The organism is Shinella sp. M31 (genome assembly GCF_049199205.1).
GTDB lineage: Bacteria > Pseudomonadota > Alphaproteobacteria > Rhizobiales > Rhizobiaceae > Shinella.
Genome location: NZ_JBLZPH010000155.1, coordinates 1 through 14,318 on the forward strand (window position 1 = coordinate 1; position 14,318 = coordinate 14,318).

Here is a 14,318-nt window from a genome sequence, read left to right on the forward strand (position 1 = left end):
GATGTTGAGTTCGCCGGCCGCTTGCGCGCTGCCGGCGAAGCAGAGGGCGAGGGCTGTGGCTGCAAAGTACTTCTTCATTTTATGTTCCTCTCTTTGATTATGGTTCGGCCCAGTTATTGTTCGGGATTGTCGCGTGTGCCCCGCGCGGCAACAAGAAGGGCTGCGGTGGCGAGGACGAGCGAGGCAAGGATCAGCAGCGTTGCGATGGCGTTCAGTTCCGGTGACGTACCGGCGCGGATCAGCGAGAAAATGTAGACGGGCAGCGTCGTCGAACCGCCGGTGGCGAGCAGGTTCGAGGTGATGAAGTCGTCCATCGAGATGAGGAAGGCGAGCATCGCGCCGGAGAAGACGCCGGGGAAGATCAGCGGCAGCGTGACGCGGCGGAAGGTCGTCCAGCGGTCGGCATAGAGATCGGCGCTCGCCTCCTCGAGGTCGAGCGACATACCCTGCAGGCGCGCGCGGATGGGCAGGAAGGCGAAGGGCGTGCAGAAGGCGGAATGGGCGACGATCAGCCTGACGAGGCCGTTTTGGATGTCGAGGAGCGAGAACAGGATGAGGGTCGCGACCGCGAGCACGATTTCCGGCAGGAGCAACGGCAGGTTCACCACCGTCTCGGAGAGCTTGCGGAAGCGGACGTTCTTGCCCCTGATGATGGCAAGGGCCGCCGAGAGCGCAATGAGGGTGGAGACGACGGTCGCTACGGCGGCGATGGTCAGCGAGGTCTTCAGCGCGTTCATCAGCGCGGCATTGTTGAGCGCCGAACCATACCATTTCAGCGAAAAGCCGGTCCAGACGCCGGCGACGCGGTTGGCGTTGAAGGAATAGACGACGATGACGGCGAGCGGCACGTAGAGATAGAGGAAGAAGAAGATGGTGAGCGGGCCGAGGCCCGGATAGCGCTTGACGTCGTGACGGGTGCTCATGGCTGGGCCTCCCGGCGAGCGGCGCGCAGCGCCGTGACGATCAGGAAGATCATGACCAGCGCCATCAGCGTCATGGCGATGGCGGCACCGAACGGCCAGTTGCGCCCGCCGCCGAATTGCAGCTGGATCAGCGAACCCATCATCATCTGCTTGCCGCCGCCCATCAGGGTCGGTTCCAGCACCGCGCCCAGCGCCGGCACGAAGACGAGAATGGCGCCCGCGACGAGGCCGGGGGCGGTCAAGGGCAGGATGACCCGGCGCAGTGTCACCCAGCGGTCGCCATAGAGATCGTGCGAGGCTTCGATCAGCGTGCCGTCGAGCTTTTCGATGGAGGCGAAGACCGGCAGCACCATCAGCGGCATGGCGGTATAGACCATGGCCGTCAGGGTGGCGCCGTCGTTGAACATGAAGCTCATGCCGGCAGGAAAGCCGAACTGTTCCAGCAGGCTGGGCAGGGTGCCGTCCTTGCCGAGGATGATCATCCAGGCATAGACGCGGAGAATCATCGAGACCCAAAAGGGCAGGGTGACGAGATAGACGAGGATCGCCTTGCGGTTCGCCGGCTGGCGCGAGATGAAATACGCGACGGGCACGGCGAAGAGGAGGCAGATCAGCGTCGTGGCGCCGGCCAGCAGGAAGGTGCGGCCGATGATCAGCAGATATTGCGGGGTGAATTCCAGCTCCCCTGTCCAGCCCTCGTTGAACAGGATCTGGCTGTAACCGGCGAGGTTGAAATCCCAGGTGAAGCCGCCATAGGCGCCGCGGGTCGCGACCGAGACGGCGGCGATGATGAAGATCGGCAGGATCAGCGCGAAGCCCATCAGCAGCCGCGACGGCAGCAGGCCCCAGAAGGACAGGTTGTGCCAGAACCGGGCGCGCGGCGCGCGCTCCAGTCCGGCGGGGGCGTGGAGGGCGCTGTCCGTCATGCCGCCAGCACCCGAGCGGAGCTCGCGACGAAGCCGATGGGAACGGTCGCGCCGAGCGGGATCGTGTCGCCTTCACGCGAGGCATTGCGGCGCGAGGCGCGCAACTCCGTGCCCGCGACGTCGAGCGTGTAATGGGTGTAGCCGCCCATATAGTTCTTGTTGGTGACCCGGCCTTCGAAGGTGATCCCTTGCGCCTGGTTGCCAAGATTGATCTTTTCCGGCCGTACGGAAAGCGTCGCACGCCCCTTCGCGGCGCTGCTGGTCGCCGGCACGGTGATATCGAGGCCGAAGGGCGTGCGGATGGTGGCCTGGCCGCCCAAGGTTTCCAGCACCTCGACATCCAGGAAATTCGTCTCGCCGACGAAATCGGCGACGAAGCGGTTGACCGGCTCCTCGTAGATTTCCGTCGGGGTGCCGATCTGCTGCACCTCGCCGCCGCCTAGCACGGCGATGCGGTCGGACATGTCGAGCGCCTCTTCTTGGTCGTGCGTGACGAAGACGAAGGTGATGCCGGTGTCGCGTTGCAGGGTGCGCAGCTCGTCGCGCATCGCCTGGCGCAGCTTCAGGTCGAGCGCCGACAGCGGCTCGTCGAGCAGCAGTACTTCCGGCTCGGGGGCGAGCGCGCGGGCAAGCGCGATGCGCTGGCGCTGGCCGCCGGAGAGCTGGGCCGGCTTGCGTTTCGCCATCGCCGACATGTGGACGCGCTCCAGCATCTCGCCGACGCGGTTCCTGATGCGGTTCTTCTCCCAGCCGAGATTTTCGAGGCCGTAGGCGACGTTCTGTTCCAGCGTCATATGCGGGAAGAGCGCGTAGCTCTGGAAGACCGTGTTGACGCGCCGCTTGTGCGGCGGGATCGACACGACCTCTTGGCCATTCAGCAGGATCGACCCCGTATCCGGGCTTTCGAAACCGGCCAGCATGCGAAGAAGCGTGGTCTTGCCGCAGCCGGACGGGCCGAGCATCGTGAAGAACTCGTTGCTGCCGATATGGAAGCTGACCGATTTCAGCGCCTGATAGGCCCCGAAGTGCTTGGAGACGGACTGGACTTCGATGGCCCTTTTGACTCCGGAAGAATGGGGCTGGGTCATGCTTCGATCCTCACGCCGGCTCGAGCTGGGTGACTTCGCGGCGGAAGGGCAGGGCATCGCCGATATCGGGCGTGTCCAGCTCCCGCGCATAACGATGGCCGGCATAGGTCGCCCAGGCGATGGGGGCGGGTGCCGCGGCATCGCCGATGATCTTCACCGTATTGATGCCGGCATCCGCCCAGTCGGCCTGACGGGCAATCAGGTCGTTATAAAGCGCATCTTCCGAAAGCCGCGAGGCGACCATGACGACGGCATCGCAGCCGATGGCTTTGCGCTTGCCGGTATAGGTGCAGTTGGTCTCGACCTGGTCGGCGCGGATAGCGGTGACGCCGCGGTTGAGGCGGATATCGACGCCGAGATCGTCGAGGCGGACATGGATCGCACCCTGTTCCAGCGTGTTGCGCGTCCAGTCGGAGACATAGGCCGAGGGGGTTACGAGAATGACGTTCGCGCCGGCCTTGGCCATCACCTCGGCCATCACGCCACCCATGTAATAGTGGTCGTCGTCATAGACCACGACGGTCTTGCCGGCGAGGTTTTCCGGGTGGACCTTGCCCATGACGTCGTCGGGCGTCCAGACGGTCATGACGGGATCGACCGGCATCGGCACGACATGCTGGCGGGCCACGCCGTCGCGGCGCCAGTGCGAGCCGGTGGCGATGGCGACATGTTCGAAGCCGAAGCCGAGCACGTCGTCGGCCGTCAGGCGGCTGTCGAAATAGGTCTCGACATTGGTGCGCTGGGAAATCTGGTACTGGCGGTAATCGACGACGCGGCCCCAGGCGGAAAGGCCGGGCAGCAGCCTTTCGCGGGCGACGCGCCCACCGAGCGTCGTGGTGGCTTCCGCCAGCGTCACGTCATAGCCGCGCAGCGAAAGCGCGCGGGTGGCCTCGAGACCGGCCGGACCGGCGCCGACGACGAGCACGGTCTGGCTGTCGCCCTTTTCGTTCATGCGCTCCGGGTGCCAGCCCTTGCGCCATTCCTCCATGAAGGTCGGGTTCTGCGTGCAGCGGCTGATCGACATGGTCATGTCGCCGGTGATGCACATGTTGCAGCCGATGCATTCGCGGATGTCCTCGATGCGGCCTTCCTCGATCTTCTTCGGCAGGAAGGGATCGGCGATCGACGGGCGGGCGCAGCCGATGAAATCGAGCACGCCCTGGCGGATCATGCGCGCCATCACATCCGGCGAGGTGAAGCGGCCGACGCCGACGACCGGCTTCGACGACAATTCGCGGATACCCTTGACCAGCAGTTCCTGCGCGCCCTCTTCCTTGAAGCGCGAGGGGCCGGAACAGTCTTCCCAGGCGCCGTGCGCGAGGTCCCAGAGGTCGGGCAGGTCGGCGTTCATCTCGACGAATTCGCGCACCTCGGCATTGGAGAAGCCGAGTTCGCCGATCGTCTCGTCGAGGCTGACGCGCATGGTGATGGCGGTCGTGTCACCGACGGCGTCGCGGATATCGGCCATCACCTCGCGGGCGAAGCGCGAGCGGTTTTCGAGGCTGCCGCCATATTCGTCGGTGCGCTGGTTGGTGGCGCGCGACAGGAAGTGCTGGAAGATGCCGAAGCCGTGCGCGCCGTAAAGACAGATCAGATCGAAGCCAGCGATCTTGGAGCGCTTGGCGGCGTTGACGAACCAGCGGCGCAGGTCCTTGATCTCGCTCTTGTCGAGCGCGCGGGCCTGCACCGGATCGTTGGTAAAGGTGCGGATCGGCAGGGCCGACGGCGCGAGCGGCACTTCCTTGGTGTAGAAGTTCGGGCCGTTGATGCCGGAATAGGCGAGCTGGATGCCGGCGAGCGCGCCGTGCACCTTCATGGCATCGGACATGCGGCGAAGGCCGGGAATGTCCTTGTCCTCCCACAGGCGCAGTTCGATGAACGGCGTGATCTCCGAGGTGTGGTGCATCTCGGTCTGCTCGGTGAAGATGACGCCCCAGCCGCCTTCGGACTTGATGCCGCGCATGGCCGCGGCCGCCGACGGGTCACGATAGCCGCCACCGTTGCAATGCGGCACCTGATAGAACCGGTTTTTCGCGATGTGCGGGCCGATCGCCAGAGGTTCGAACAGGATATCGTATTTGGCGTCGCGCATGGCAGTCCTCGGGGTTTCCTGGCTCTATTGGATTAGGCAACGGGCTTCCGGTAAATGACGCGTTCCGGAAACATGGATTAGGTTCAGGCTAATCAGAGTTCGACGTGTGGTGTGGTCTCGATTTCAATCTTCGCACGAAGTTTCAGCCGCCCGTAGACGCTTGAAAAATTCTCTTTTGTTTTCAGCGCGTTGTGAAAGGGGAGGAGGTTGTCTTCGATCCCGCCGGCATGCAGGATTGCACCACCCCGTCTCAGATGCTCGAAAACCGGGCGGCGCGCTGCCGCCCGGACAGGCGCCTGCCTAGTATTTCACCCACACGGTTTTGAGCGCGCAATACTTGTCGAAGCTGTGGATCGAGAGGTCGCGGCCGAAACCGGACTGCTTCACGCCGCCGAAGGGCGTCATGGCCGAGAGCGCATCGACGGTGTTGACCGAGACCGTGCCGGCATTGAGCCGGTCGGAAACGGAGAGCGCGCGCGACAGGTCCCTGGTCCAGACGGAGGCGGCGAGGCCGTATTCACTGTCGTTTGCCATGCGCAGCGCCTCGTCGTCGCTGTCGAAAGGCGTGATGGCGAGGACGGGGCCGAAGATTTCCTCCCGCGCGATGCGGGCGTCGGGCGCGACGTCGTTGAAGATGGTCGGCTGGATGTAGCAGTCCGAGCCGTCACGCGTTTCGCGCTCGCCGCCATGGGCGAGGCGGGCCTCCTTGCGGCCGATATCGATATAGGAGGCGACGCGGTCGGCATGGGCCTTTTCGACCAGCGGACCCATACGGGTAGCGGGATCGAGCGGGTCGCCGAGCGGCCAGGCGGCTGTGGCGGCGATGACCTTCTGCGTGAATTCCTCCTGCACGGAGCGATGCACCAGGAGGCGCGAATTGGCCGAGCAGACTTCGCCGGAATTGAACAGGATGCCGAAGGCGGCCATCTCGGCGGCTTTGTCGAGATCGGCGTCGGCGAAGACGAGATTCGGTGACTTGCCGCCGGTCTCCAGCCACACCTGCTTCATGTTGCTCTGGCCGGCATAGGTCATGAACAGCTTGCCGACCTTGGTCGAGCCGGTGAAGACCAACGCGTCGACATCCGGGTGGAGGCCAAGCGCCCGGCCGGCATCCTCGCCGTAACCCGGCACGACATTCAGCACGCCGTCCGGCAGCCCGGCTTCGGAGGCGAGTTCGGCAAGCATGAGGGCGGAGAGCGGCGATTGCTCGGCCGGCTTCAGCACGACGGAATTGCCGGTCGCCAGCGCCGGCGCCAGCTTCCACGTCGCCATGTCGAGCGGGAAATTCCACGGCACGACGGCGCCGATGACGCCGAGCGGCACGCGGCGGATGAGGGCGAGGTCGCCACGGCCGGTCGGGGCGATCTCGTCATAGAGCTTGTCGATGGCTTCGGCATGCCACTGGAAGAAATGCGCCGAGCCGGGCGCGTCGATGGTCGAGCTGTCGCCGATCGGCTTGCCGACGTCGAGCGTTTCGAGCAGCGCCAGTTCCGGGATGTTGTCTCGGATGAGGGCGGCAAGCCGCAGCAGCACCTCCTTGCGCTCGGCCGGCGACTTGCCCGACCAGCGGCCGTCATTGAAGGCGCGGCGGGCGGAGGCGACGGCGGCATCGATATCCTCGGCGGTGCCGCGGGCGACCGCGGTCAGGATCTGCGCATTGGCCGGATTGACGGTTTCGAACCGGCCGCCCTTCGCCGCATCGCGGAACTTGCCGTCGATATAGACGCCGTTGCGGAATTTCAGGCTCTGGGCGCGGCTGCGCCAGTCGATCGTCGTGGTCATGAACTGCCTTTCTGGTCTTTGGGGGCGGCGGCGGAGACCGGCAGGTCCATGACCATGTCGCCGATCTTCTCGCCGCAGAAGTGGATGAAGCGCCGCACCGTCAGCGCCGGGCTGGCACCCCCCATGGAGAGGATGCCCATGCGCATGGGGCGCAGATTGCCGGTGAGCGGCACGAAGGAAAGCTTGCCGCCATCGAGCGCATAGGTGGAGACGGGGCGGATATTGGCGATGGAATAGCCGAAGCGATTGGCGACCATGGCGCGCATGACCGACATGTCGCGTGTGCGCTCGACGATCTGCGGCGAAAGCCCCGCCTCGCGAAACAGCGAGAGGAAATAGGCCGAGCTGTGCGGCAGGTCGAGCAGGATCATCGGATGGGGTGCCAGATCCTCGATCGTCACGGCGCTGCGGCCGGCGAGCGGATGATCCTCGTGCAGCACCGCATAGGGCGGCAGCACGGCCAGCTCATGGAAGGCGATGTCGGCGGGGATGTCGAGATCATAGGACAGCGCGATATCGAAGCGCGCCATGCGAAGCCCCTCCAGGATGCGCGCCTGGTCGCGCTCGTACTGGAAGAAATCGACATCCGGATATTCGTCGGAAAAGGCGCGCCGCAGCGCGGGGATGACGGCCTGCGCGAAGGTGACGAGACAGGCGACATGCAGCGGCCCGCGGACCTGCCCGGTCAGTTCGTTTGAGAGCGCGTTGAGCTTGGCGGCCTCGCCGAGGATCTGGCGTGCCTGATCGACGAAGCTATGGCCGGCCTGCGTCAGCGACAGGCCGTGCGCATGGCGGCGCACGAACAGCGTGATGCCGAATTCCTTCTCGAGCTGCGAGATCGCTGCCGAGACGGAGGGGGCCGAAACGTTCACCCGCTCGGCCGCCTCGGTGACGGAGCCATATTCCCCGACCGCGACGAGATATTCCAGTTGCCGGAGCGTGAAGCGCAACACCATGTCTGTTCCCCTGTTGAGGCCCCAATTAAGGAACAGATTTTTCTGCGCGGGAAGAGCGTGGCTCTCAGGACTGTGGATGAGGCGGCGGGTGCCGGGGTTCTGGTCTCGCATCATCGCATGCTCGCCTCCTCCAGCCGCCGCGTTCAATATCCTCAGGAGGCCGCGGCAGCAGCCTCGGTTTTCTCGCTGCTGCGGTGTTCGGCAATGTAGCCGGCGAGATAATCCGCGTCGTGCCAGCAGCCCCAGATGAAGGAGGAGGCGCGGCGCGACAGCCAGGGCAGACCGACGAAGAACAGGCCCGGCACCTTGGAAACGCCGCGCTCGTGCACCGGCCGGCCCTTGTCGTCGAGGGCGTCGAGCTTCAGCCAGCTGTAATCGACCGCGTAACCCGTCGCCCAGATGATGGAGGTGATGCCGGCTTCCTTGAGGTTCAGCGCAAGGATCGGATCGGTCACGCAGGCGGGGTCCGGCTCCTTGCGGCGGGCTTCCGGGTCTTCCGGCAGGTCGAGATTGTTTTCGGCGGCATAGGCATCGGCGCGGTCGAGCAGCGAGAGGTGGTTTTCGTCGCCGCGGGCGATGTTTTCGGCAAGGTCGGGCGCGATCTGCAGCACGCCGTCCTTGAAGCTCTCCGCCCGGCCGAGCAGGGTCATGCCGCGATTGCCGAGGCGGCGGAAATCGACCGTGTTGCCGCCATAGGCGCCGCTGACGGCGATGGTGACATGCTCGGTGTTCGGCGCGGGCACCTTGAGGTCCCAGATGCCGAGCACGCCGAGCCACCAGCAAAAATCCTTGCCGCGATAGCGGCGCGGCGGACGATCGTGCGGGCCGATGGAGAGATAGACACGTTTGCCGGCGCGCAGCAATTCGTCGGCGATCTGCGTGCCGGAGGAACCGGCGCCGATCACCAGGACCGCGCCCTCGGGCATCTGGCCGGGATTGCGGTAGGTGTTGGAATGGATCTGCGTGATGCCCTCTTCCGCCGGAACGAGCGCCGGCGTGACCGGCCGCTGGAAGGCGCCCGTGGCGGAGACGACGTTCTTCGCCTCGATGACGCCACCGGAGGTCTCGACGCGGAAGCCGTCACCCGCGCGGGAGACGCTCGTCACCTCGACGCCGGTGCGGATCGGCGCCTTGATCATCTCGGCATAGGCGACGAAATAGTCGGCGACCTGCTCCTTCGGGGCGAAGGCATCGTCTTCCAGGCCGGGAAAGGTCATGCCGGGGAAACGGTCATGCCAGGCGGGGCCGTTGGCGACGAGGCTGTCCCAGCGGGCGGTGCGCCAGCTTTCGGCGATGCGGTTCTTTTCGAGCACCAGATGGGGCACGCCGCGCTTGCCGAGATGTTCGCTCATGGCGACGCCGGCCTGGCCGGCGCCGATGACGAGCGTGTCCACTTTTTCCACTGACATGCCGGCTTCCCCTTGCTTTCCGGTGCGGCGGCCCTTGCGGCCGTGACATGCGAAAGGTGTAGAGGAAGCCCGTTTTGCCCGACATAAGAGTTTGGTTCAGCGTTGATTAGGTGGCCGCTAAGCCGGTTCTAATCGAGGATCGCCATATCGAGCTCCGCCTTGCGGCCGAGCTTGGTCATCCACTCCAAATATTGCGGCTGCTTGCGGATTTGCCGTCCGTAGTGGCGGCGAAGGGCTGCGGTAAGGTCGCCGTTACGGCCCAGTTGCTCGTCGGCAAAGCCGATCATCTGGGAGTTCGGCCAGGCCTGCGGGCGGATGACGGTGAGGCGGGTGAAGAGGTTTTCGGCTTCCTCGTCCGGATTGCCCTGCGCCATCAGGGTCAGCATGGCGGCCGTCGAACGCGAGATGCCCATATGGCAATGGACGAGCAGATGGCTCGCAGCGTCGCGGTCCTGCCGGTTCAGGAAATCCTGCCCGAAAGCGAGGATCGACGCGACGTGATCGGGCCGCGGCCGCACCCGTTCGGGCAGGTCGTCGATGATGTCGTGGAAACGCAGCGTCGTCCGCAGGTGCTTGCCGTAGCTCTGGAAAGCCTCGAGCTCGGGCAGGTCCGGATCGAGCAGCGAGAGCACATGGGTTACGTTCCGGGCGCTCTGGCCGGGCAACTCCTCGATGCCGCAGATGGTGAGCTCCGGAGAAAATACGACGTCCATTTCAAAATCCTTCACAGCAATTGATTTGCGCAGGATACAGGCGGCCTGTGGGGAAACGAAGGCGTTTCTCGGCCGATCTTGCCCGACGCGTCTCGATCGTTATCCTGCGGCTCGGTTCGTTCAAGAGGAGAGCAACGGGATGTCGTTTTTTGTCGCGGAAGGACCCGAATTCTCCACCTTCGTGCTGGGCAACGCGCCGCTGAAGAAACTGGCCGGCGGCTTCGATTGGGCGGAGGGCCCGGTCTGGTTCGGCGATCACGAGTGCCTGCTGTTTTCCGATATTCCCAACAACCGCATGCTGCGCTGGAGTGCCGCGACCGGCATCACGCCGTTTCGCGAGCCGTCGAATTTCTCAAACGGCAACACGCGCGACCAGGAAGGGCGGCTGGTGACCTGCGAGCATGGGACACGCCGCGTCACCCGCACGGAGCATGACGGCACGATCACCGTCATCGCCGACCGTTTCGAAGGCAAGCGGCTGAACTCGCCGAACGACGTGGTCGTCGCCTCCGATGGCGCGATCTGGTTCACCGATCCGCACTACGGCATCGCCTCCGACTACGAGGGCACGCGCGCCGAGCAGGAATTGCCGTGCAACGTTTATCGCGTCGATGCGCTTTCCGGCGCGATCCGCGCCGTGCTCACCGATTTCCATTGCCCGAACGGCCTTGCCTTCAGTCCGGATGAAAAGCGCCTCTATGTCGCCGATACCGGCCGGATGTTTCACGACGACCCGCGCCATATCCGCGTCTTCGATGTAGGGGCAGACTGGGCGCTGACGGGTGGCAGGGTGTTCCACACGATCTCGCCCGGCTGCGCGGACGGTATGCGCGTCGATGCGGCGGGCAATCTCTGGTCTTCGGCCGGCGACGGCGTGCATTGCCTCGCGCCGGACGGGCGGCGTCTCGGCCGCATCCTGGTGCCGGAAACCGTGTCCAACATCTGCTTCGGCGGCCGACAAGGCCATCGACTCTTCATCACCGCGACGACGTCGCTCTATGCCGTCTCGCTGGCCATTCGCGGCGCGGCGGGGTCCGTGCGCTGACAAGCAAAGCGCAAACATTACAAAAATATAACGAGGCACTGGCCTTTCCCTCCGCTATGGGTGGCTCCACATGAGATGGAAAGGGACGGACGAGGCGTGGCCTCGCCATGGGGTTGCCGATGACCAGGACTGTACGACCGCAGAAGGACGAGAAGCCCGCCGGTGAGGCCGGGCACACGAATGTCACCTTCATGCCCGGTGCCGTGCCGCCGGCCCGCCGCAAGCGCCGCTCGCGGGCCTGGATCTGGCTGTTGGTCATCGCGGTGCTTGCGGGCGCCGGCTATTACGGCTGGCGTGCCTATGCGCCGGCCGAGACGACGACGGCCATCATTACGCAGGCGGTGGTGCGCGGCGATATCGAAAACGCCGTGACGGCGGTCGGCACGCTGGAGGCGGTCAAATCCGTCGATGCCGGCGCGCAGGTCTCCGGCCAGCTGAAGACGCTGCATGTTGCGATCGGCGATACCGTGAAGAAGGATCAGCTGCTCGCCGAGATGGACCAGGCGACCATCGAGAACCGTATCGAGATCAACCGTGCGGAACTGGCGAACCTCCAGGCACAACTCGAATCCAAGAAGGCGCAGCTCGCGCTGAAACAGGCCAATATCGCCCGCCAGCGCAATCTCGTGGCCGGCAATGCCGCCGCAAAGCAGGCGCTCGATCAGGCCGTCGCGGACCTCGCTGCCGCCGAAGCCGATGTCAACGCCACCGATGCGCAGATCCGCAAGCAGCAGGCGACGCTGGCCGGCGACGAGGTGGATCTCGGCTATACCAAGATCTACGCGCCGATGGCGGGCACGGTCGTTTCCAACCCCGTGAAGGAAGGCCAGACGCTGAACGCCGTGCAGAGCGCGCCGACCATCGTCACCATCGCCGACCTCTCGACCATGACGGTGCGGGCGGAAGTCTCCGAGGCCGATGTCAGCCGGCTGAAGGTCGGCATGGAAGCCTATTTCACCCTGCTCGGCCAGCCGGGCAAACGCTTCACCGGGAAACTCCGGCAGATCGAGCCGACGCCCACGGTCGAGAACAATGTCGTGCTCTATAACGCGCTGTTTGACGTGCCGAACCCCGACGGCGAGCTGATGATGTCGATGAGCGCGCAGGTCTTCTTCGTGCAGGCGGCGGCGCGCGACGTGCTGCTCGTGCCGGCCGGTGCCGTCAGCGCCACGAAGGACGGGGCGGAAGTCACCATCGTCACCGCTTCGGGTGCGAAAGAAGTGCGCAAGGTCGAGACCGGCATCCGCAACCGCGTCAGCGTGGAGGTGAAGAGCGGGCTTGCGGAGGGCGACAAGGTCGTCGTCACCGCCGGTTCGACGGGCGATGCGGCAGGGCGCAATGCGCGGCGCAACAACCGCATGCCGCCGATGTTCTGAGGCCGCCATGACCGCGCTCATCTCGCTCAAGGATGTCACCAAGACCTTTTTCAACGACGGATTTGCCGTCGAGGTCCTGCATGGCGTATCGCTCGACATCGAAGCGGGCGAGTTCGTCGCGATCATCGGCCAGTCCGGTTCCGGCAAGTCGACGCTGATGAACATCCTCGGCTGCCTCGATCAGCCGACCTCGGGCGAATACCGCATTGATGGCGAGCCGGTCTCGGATTTCGAGACTGACGACCTGGCGGCGCTGCGCCGCCGCACCTTCGGCTTCGTGTTCCAGAGCTACAATCTCATCCCGACGGCCAGCGCCCGCGAAAACGTCGAGGTTCCGGCGATCTATGCCGGCCTTCCGGCCCGTGAACGGCAGGAGCGGGCGGACATGCTGCTGTCCTCGCTGAAGCTTGGCGACCGGCTCGATCATCGGCCGAACCAGCTTTCCGGCGGCCAGCAACAGCGCGTCTCCATCGCCCGAGCGCTGATGAACGGCGGCCGTGTCATCCTCGCCGACGAGCCGACCGGCGCGCTCGACAGCCAGAGCGGCGAAGAGGTGATGGCGCTCCTGCGTCGGATGCATGAGAATGGCCACACGATCATCCTCATCACCCATTCGCGTGAGGTGGCGGAGGCCGCCGATCGGCTGATCGAGATCCGCGACGGCCGCATCATTTCCGATCGCGCCAAGAAGGCGCGAACCGCGTCCGAGGCTGCTGTCGGTTTGCAGAAGGCGGTGAAGGAGGGCTCGGCGGCCATCGCCGACGTCTCCGAGGCCGTGAAGATGGCGATCCGCGCGCTGCATGCCAATCTCTTCCGCACCGTGCTGACGCTGCTCGGCATCGTCATCGGTGTTGGTTCCGTGGTGGCCATGCTGGCGATCGGCACGGGGGCGCAGAATTCCGTGCTTGACCGGATTTCCGCCATGGGCTCGAACGTTCTACTGGTGCGCCCGAGCATGGCGAATTTCCGCGGCGGGGGCAGCGCCCCCGTGACGCTCATCCCGTCCGATGCCGATGCGATCCTCGAATTGCCGAACGTCTCCTTCGCCGTATCGGAAATGACCAGTTCGGTGACGCTGCGCTACGGCAATATCGACTATCAGACGACGGCGAACGGCACGGTGCCAGCCTTCACGCAGGCGAAGAATTGGAAGGTCGCCGCAGGCGAGTTCCTCAATGCCGACGACATGGACACCTATGCGCCCGTCGCGGTGCTCGGCCAGACCGTTGCAAAGACCCTGTTTCCCGATGGCGCCAGCCCGCTCGGCCAATATGTGCTGGTCAACAAGATCCCCTTCCAGGTCATCGGCGTGATGGCGGAGATGGGCGCGAGCGCCGGCGGCAACGACCAGGACGACACGATTCTCGTGCCGCTCTCCACCGGCAGCATGCGGCTCTTCGGCCAGCGCAACGTGCGCACGATCACCGTGCAGGTCGAGGATTCCGCGGCGATCGACCTGACGCAGGATGCCATCCAGACCCTGCTCGACACCCGTCACAAGGCCGAGGACACGCAGATCACCAACATGTCCTCGGTGCGCGAGGCCTTCACCGAGACCTCCAACACCTTGAAGCTGTTTCTGGGCTCGGTCGCGGCGATCTCGCTGCTCGTCGGCGGCATCGGGGTGATGAACATTATGCTGGTTTCCGTGCGCGAGCGTACCCGCGAAATCGGCGTGCGCATGGCGACGGGCGCGCGGCGGCGCGATATCCTGCTGCAATTCCTCATCGAGGCGCTGGTCGTGTCGGCGATCGGCGGCGCCATCGGCGTGGGGCTCGGCCTCTCCATCGGTGCGCTGGCCAAGGTGTTCGGCATGCCGGTCAGCTTCACCCTCGGCCCTGTCGCGCTCGCCTTTGCCTGCTCGTTCCTGACTGGTCTCGTCTTCGGCTACCTGCCGGCCCGCAACGCCTCGCATCTCCAGCCGGCCGTAGCGCTCGGGGCGGATTGACGCCTACGACTTCAGGACGATTGTCGGAAAACCCATCCTGTGCGACCATGCGCGCGGGAG

General features: G+C 65.1%; 11 protein-coding genes. 3 read left to right on the forward strand and 8 right to left on the reverse strand.

Features of this window, described 5'->3' with window-relative positions; all coding sequences use genetic code 11:
• Window positions 1-113 precede the first annotated feature (113 nt).
• The 8 genes from ACOZKU_RS25435 to ACOZKU_RS25470 form a co-directional block, all read right to left on the reverse strand.
• Entirely contained in the window at window positions 114-923 is an 810-nt protein-coding gene (locus ACOZKU_RS25435) for an ABC transporter permease (RefSeq protein ID WP_314088914.1), read from the reverse strand.
• Window positions 920-1,849: an ABC transporter permease gene (locus ACOZKU_RS25440; RefSeq protein ID WP_421581245.1), complete on the reverse strand. Its 930-nt coding sequence runs from the start codon at window positions 1,847-1,849 to the stop codon at window positions 920-922. The genes ACOZKU_RS25435 and ACOZKU_RS25440 overlap by 4 nt, the downstream gene beginning before the upstream one ends.
• Window positions 1,846-2,937, reverse strand: coding sequence for an ABC transporter ATP-binding protein (locus ACOZKU_RS25445; RefSeq protein WP_421581246.1), 1,092 nt, complete (start codon window positions 2,935-2,937; stop codon window positions 1,846-1,848). The genes ACOZKU_RS25440 and ACOZKU_RS25445 overlap by 4 nt, the downstream gene beginning before the upstream one ends.
• A 10-nt stretch (window positions 2,938-2,947) precedes the next feature.
• Complete coding sequence (locus ACOZKU_RS25450) at window positions 2,948-5,029, reverse strand: FAD-dependent oxidoreductase (RefSeq protein WP_421581247.1); 2,082 nt, start codon at window positions 5,027-5,029, stop codon at window positions 2,948-2,950.
• A gap of 300 nt (window positions 5,030-5,329) precedes the next feature.
• A complete protein-coding gene (locus tag ACOZKU_RS25455) occupies window positions 5,330-6,811 on the reverse strand; it encodes an aldehyde dehydrogenase (protein WP_421581248.1) in 1,482 nt (493 codons plus the stop codon).
• Window positions 6,808-7,767 (reverse strand): LysR family transcriptional regulator, encoded by a 960-nt coding sequence (locus tag ACOZKU_RS25460; RefSeq protein ID WP_421581249.1) that lies wholly within the window; start codon window positions 7,765-7,767, stop codon window positions 6,808-6,810. Before ACOZKU_RS25460 ends, ACOZKU_RS25455 begins: the two co-directional genes overlap by 4 nt.
• A 152-nt stretch (window positions 7,768-7,919) precedes the next feature.
• A complete protein-coding gene (locus tag ACOZKU_RS25465) occupies window positions 7,920-9,176 on the reverse strand; it encodes a flavin-containing monooxygenase (RefSeq protein WP_421581250.1) in 1,257 nt (418 codons plus the stop codon).
• Between the two features lie 128 nt (window positions 9,177-9,304).
• The gene (locus ACOZKU_RS25470; protein ID WP_421581251.1) at window positions 9,305-9,889 is read right to left on the reverse strand and encodes a tyrosine phosphatase family protein; all 585 of its coding nucleotides are present in this window, start codon (window positions 9,887-9,889) and stop codon (window positions 9,305-9,307) included.
• Between the two features lie 139 nt (window positions 9,890-10,028).
• On the opposite strand from ACOZKU_RS25470, the gene ACOZKU_RS25475 reads away from it, so the two are divergent.
• From ACOZKU_RS25475 to ACOZKU_RS25485, 3 genes are all read left to right on the forward strand, one after another.
• On the forward strand, window positions 10,029-10,934 hold the full coding sequence (locus ACOZKU_RS25475) for an SMP-30/gluconolactonase/LRE family protein (protein ID WP_421581252.1): 906 nt from the start codon (window positions 10,029-10,031) through the stop codon (window positions 10,932-10,934).
• A gap of 119 nt (window positions 10,935-11,053) precedes the next feature.
• Window positions 11,054-12,310, forward strand: a complete 1,257-nt coding sequence (locus ACOZKU_RS25480; RefSeq protein WP_421581253.1) for an efflux RND transporter periplasmic adaptor subunit — start codon at window positions 11,054-11,056, stop codon at window positions 12,308-12,310.
• Between the two features lie 7 nt (window positions 12,311-12,317).
• Entirely contained in the window at window positions 12,318-14,258 is a 1,941-nt protein-coding gene (locus ACOZKU_RS25485; RefSeq protein ID WP_421581254.1) for a MacB family efflux pump subunit, read from the forward strand.
• The last annotated feature ends 60 nt before the right edge of the window (window positions 14,259-14,318 follow it).

Excerpts from the sequence above, each read along its gene's own strand:
- ACOZKU_RS25435 (WP_314088914.1), bottom strand. The coding sequence starts at position 923 with ATGAGCACCCGTCACGACGTCAAGCGCTATCCGGGCCTCGGCCCGCTC.
- ACOZKU_RS25440 (WP_421581245.1), bottom strand. The coding sequence starts at position 1,849 with ATGACGGACAGCGCCCTCCACGCCCCCGCCGGACTGGAGCGCGCGCCG.
- ACOZKU_RS25445 (WP_421581246.1), bottom strand. The coding sequence starts at position 2,937 with ATGACCCAGCCCCATTCTTCCGGAGTCAAAAGGGCCATCGAAGTCCAG.
- ACOZKU_RS25450 (WP_421581247.1), bottom strand. The coding sequence starts at position 5,029 with ATGCGCGACGCCAAATACGATATCCTGTTCGAACCTCTGGCGATCGGC.
- ACOZKU_RS25455 (WP_421581248.1), bottom strand. The coding sequence starts at position 6,811 with ATGACCACGACGATCGACTGGCGCAGCCGCGCCCAGAGCCTGAAATTC.
- ACOZKU_RS25460 (WP_421581249.1), bottom strand. The coding sequence starts at position 7,767 with ATGGTGTTGCGCTTCACGCTCCGGCAACTGGAATATCTCGTCGCGGTC.
- ACOZKU_RS25465 (WP_421581250.1), bottom strand. The coding sequence starts at position 9,176 with ATGTCAGTGGAAAAAGTGGACACGCTCGTCATCGGCGCCGGCCAGGCC.
- ACOZKU_RS25470 (WP_421581251.1), bottom strand. The coding sequence starts at position 9,889 with ATGGACGTCGTATTTTCTCCGGAGCTCACCATCTGCGGCATCGAGGAG.
- ACOZKU_RS25475 (WP_421581252.1), top strand. The coding sequence starts at position 10,029 with ATGTCGTTTTTTGTCGCGGAAGGACCCGAATTCTCCACCTTCGTGCTG.
- ACOZKU_RS25480 (WP_421581253.1), top strand. The coding sequence starts at position 11,054 with ATGACCAGGACTGTACGACCGCAGAAGGACGAGAAGCCCGCCGGTGAG.
- ACOZKU_RS25485 (WP_421581254.1), top strand. The coding sequence starts at position 12,318 with ATGACCGCGCTCATCTCGCTCAAGGATGTCACCAAGACCTTTTTCAAC.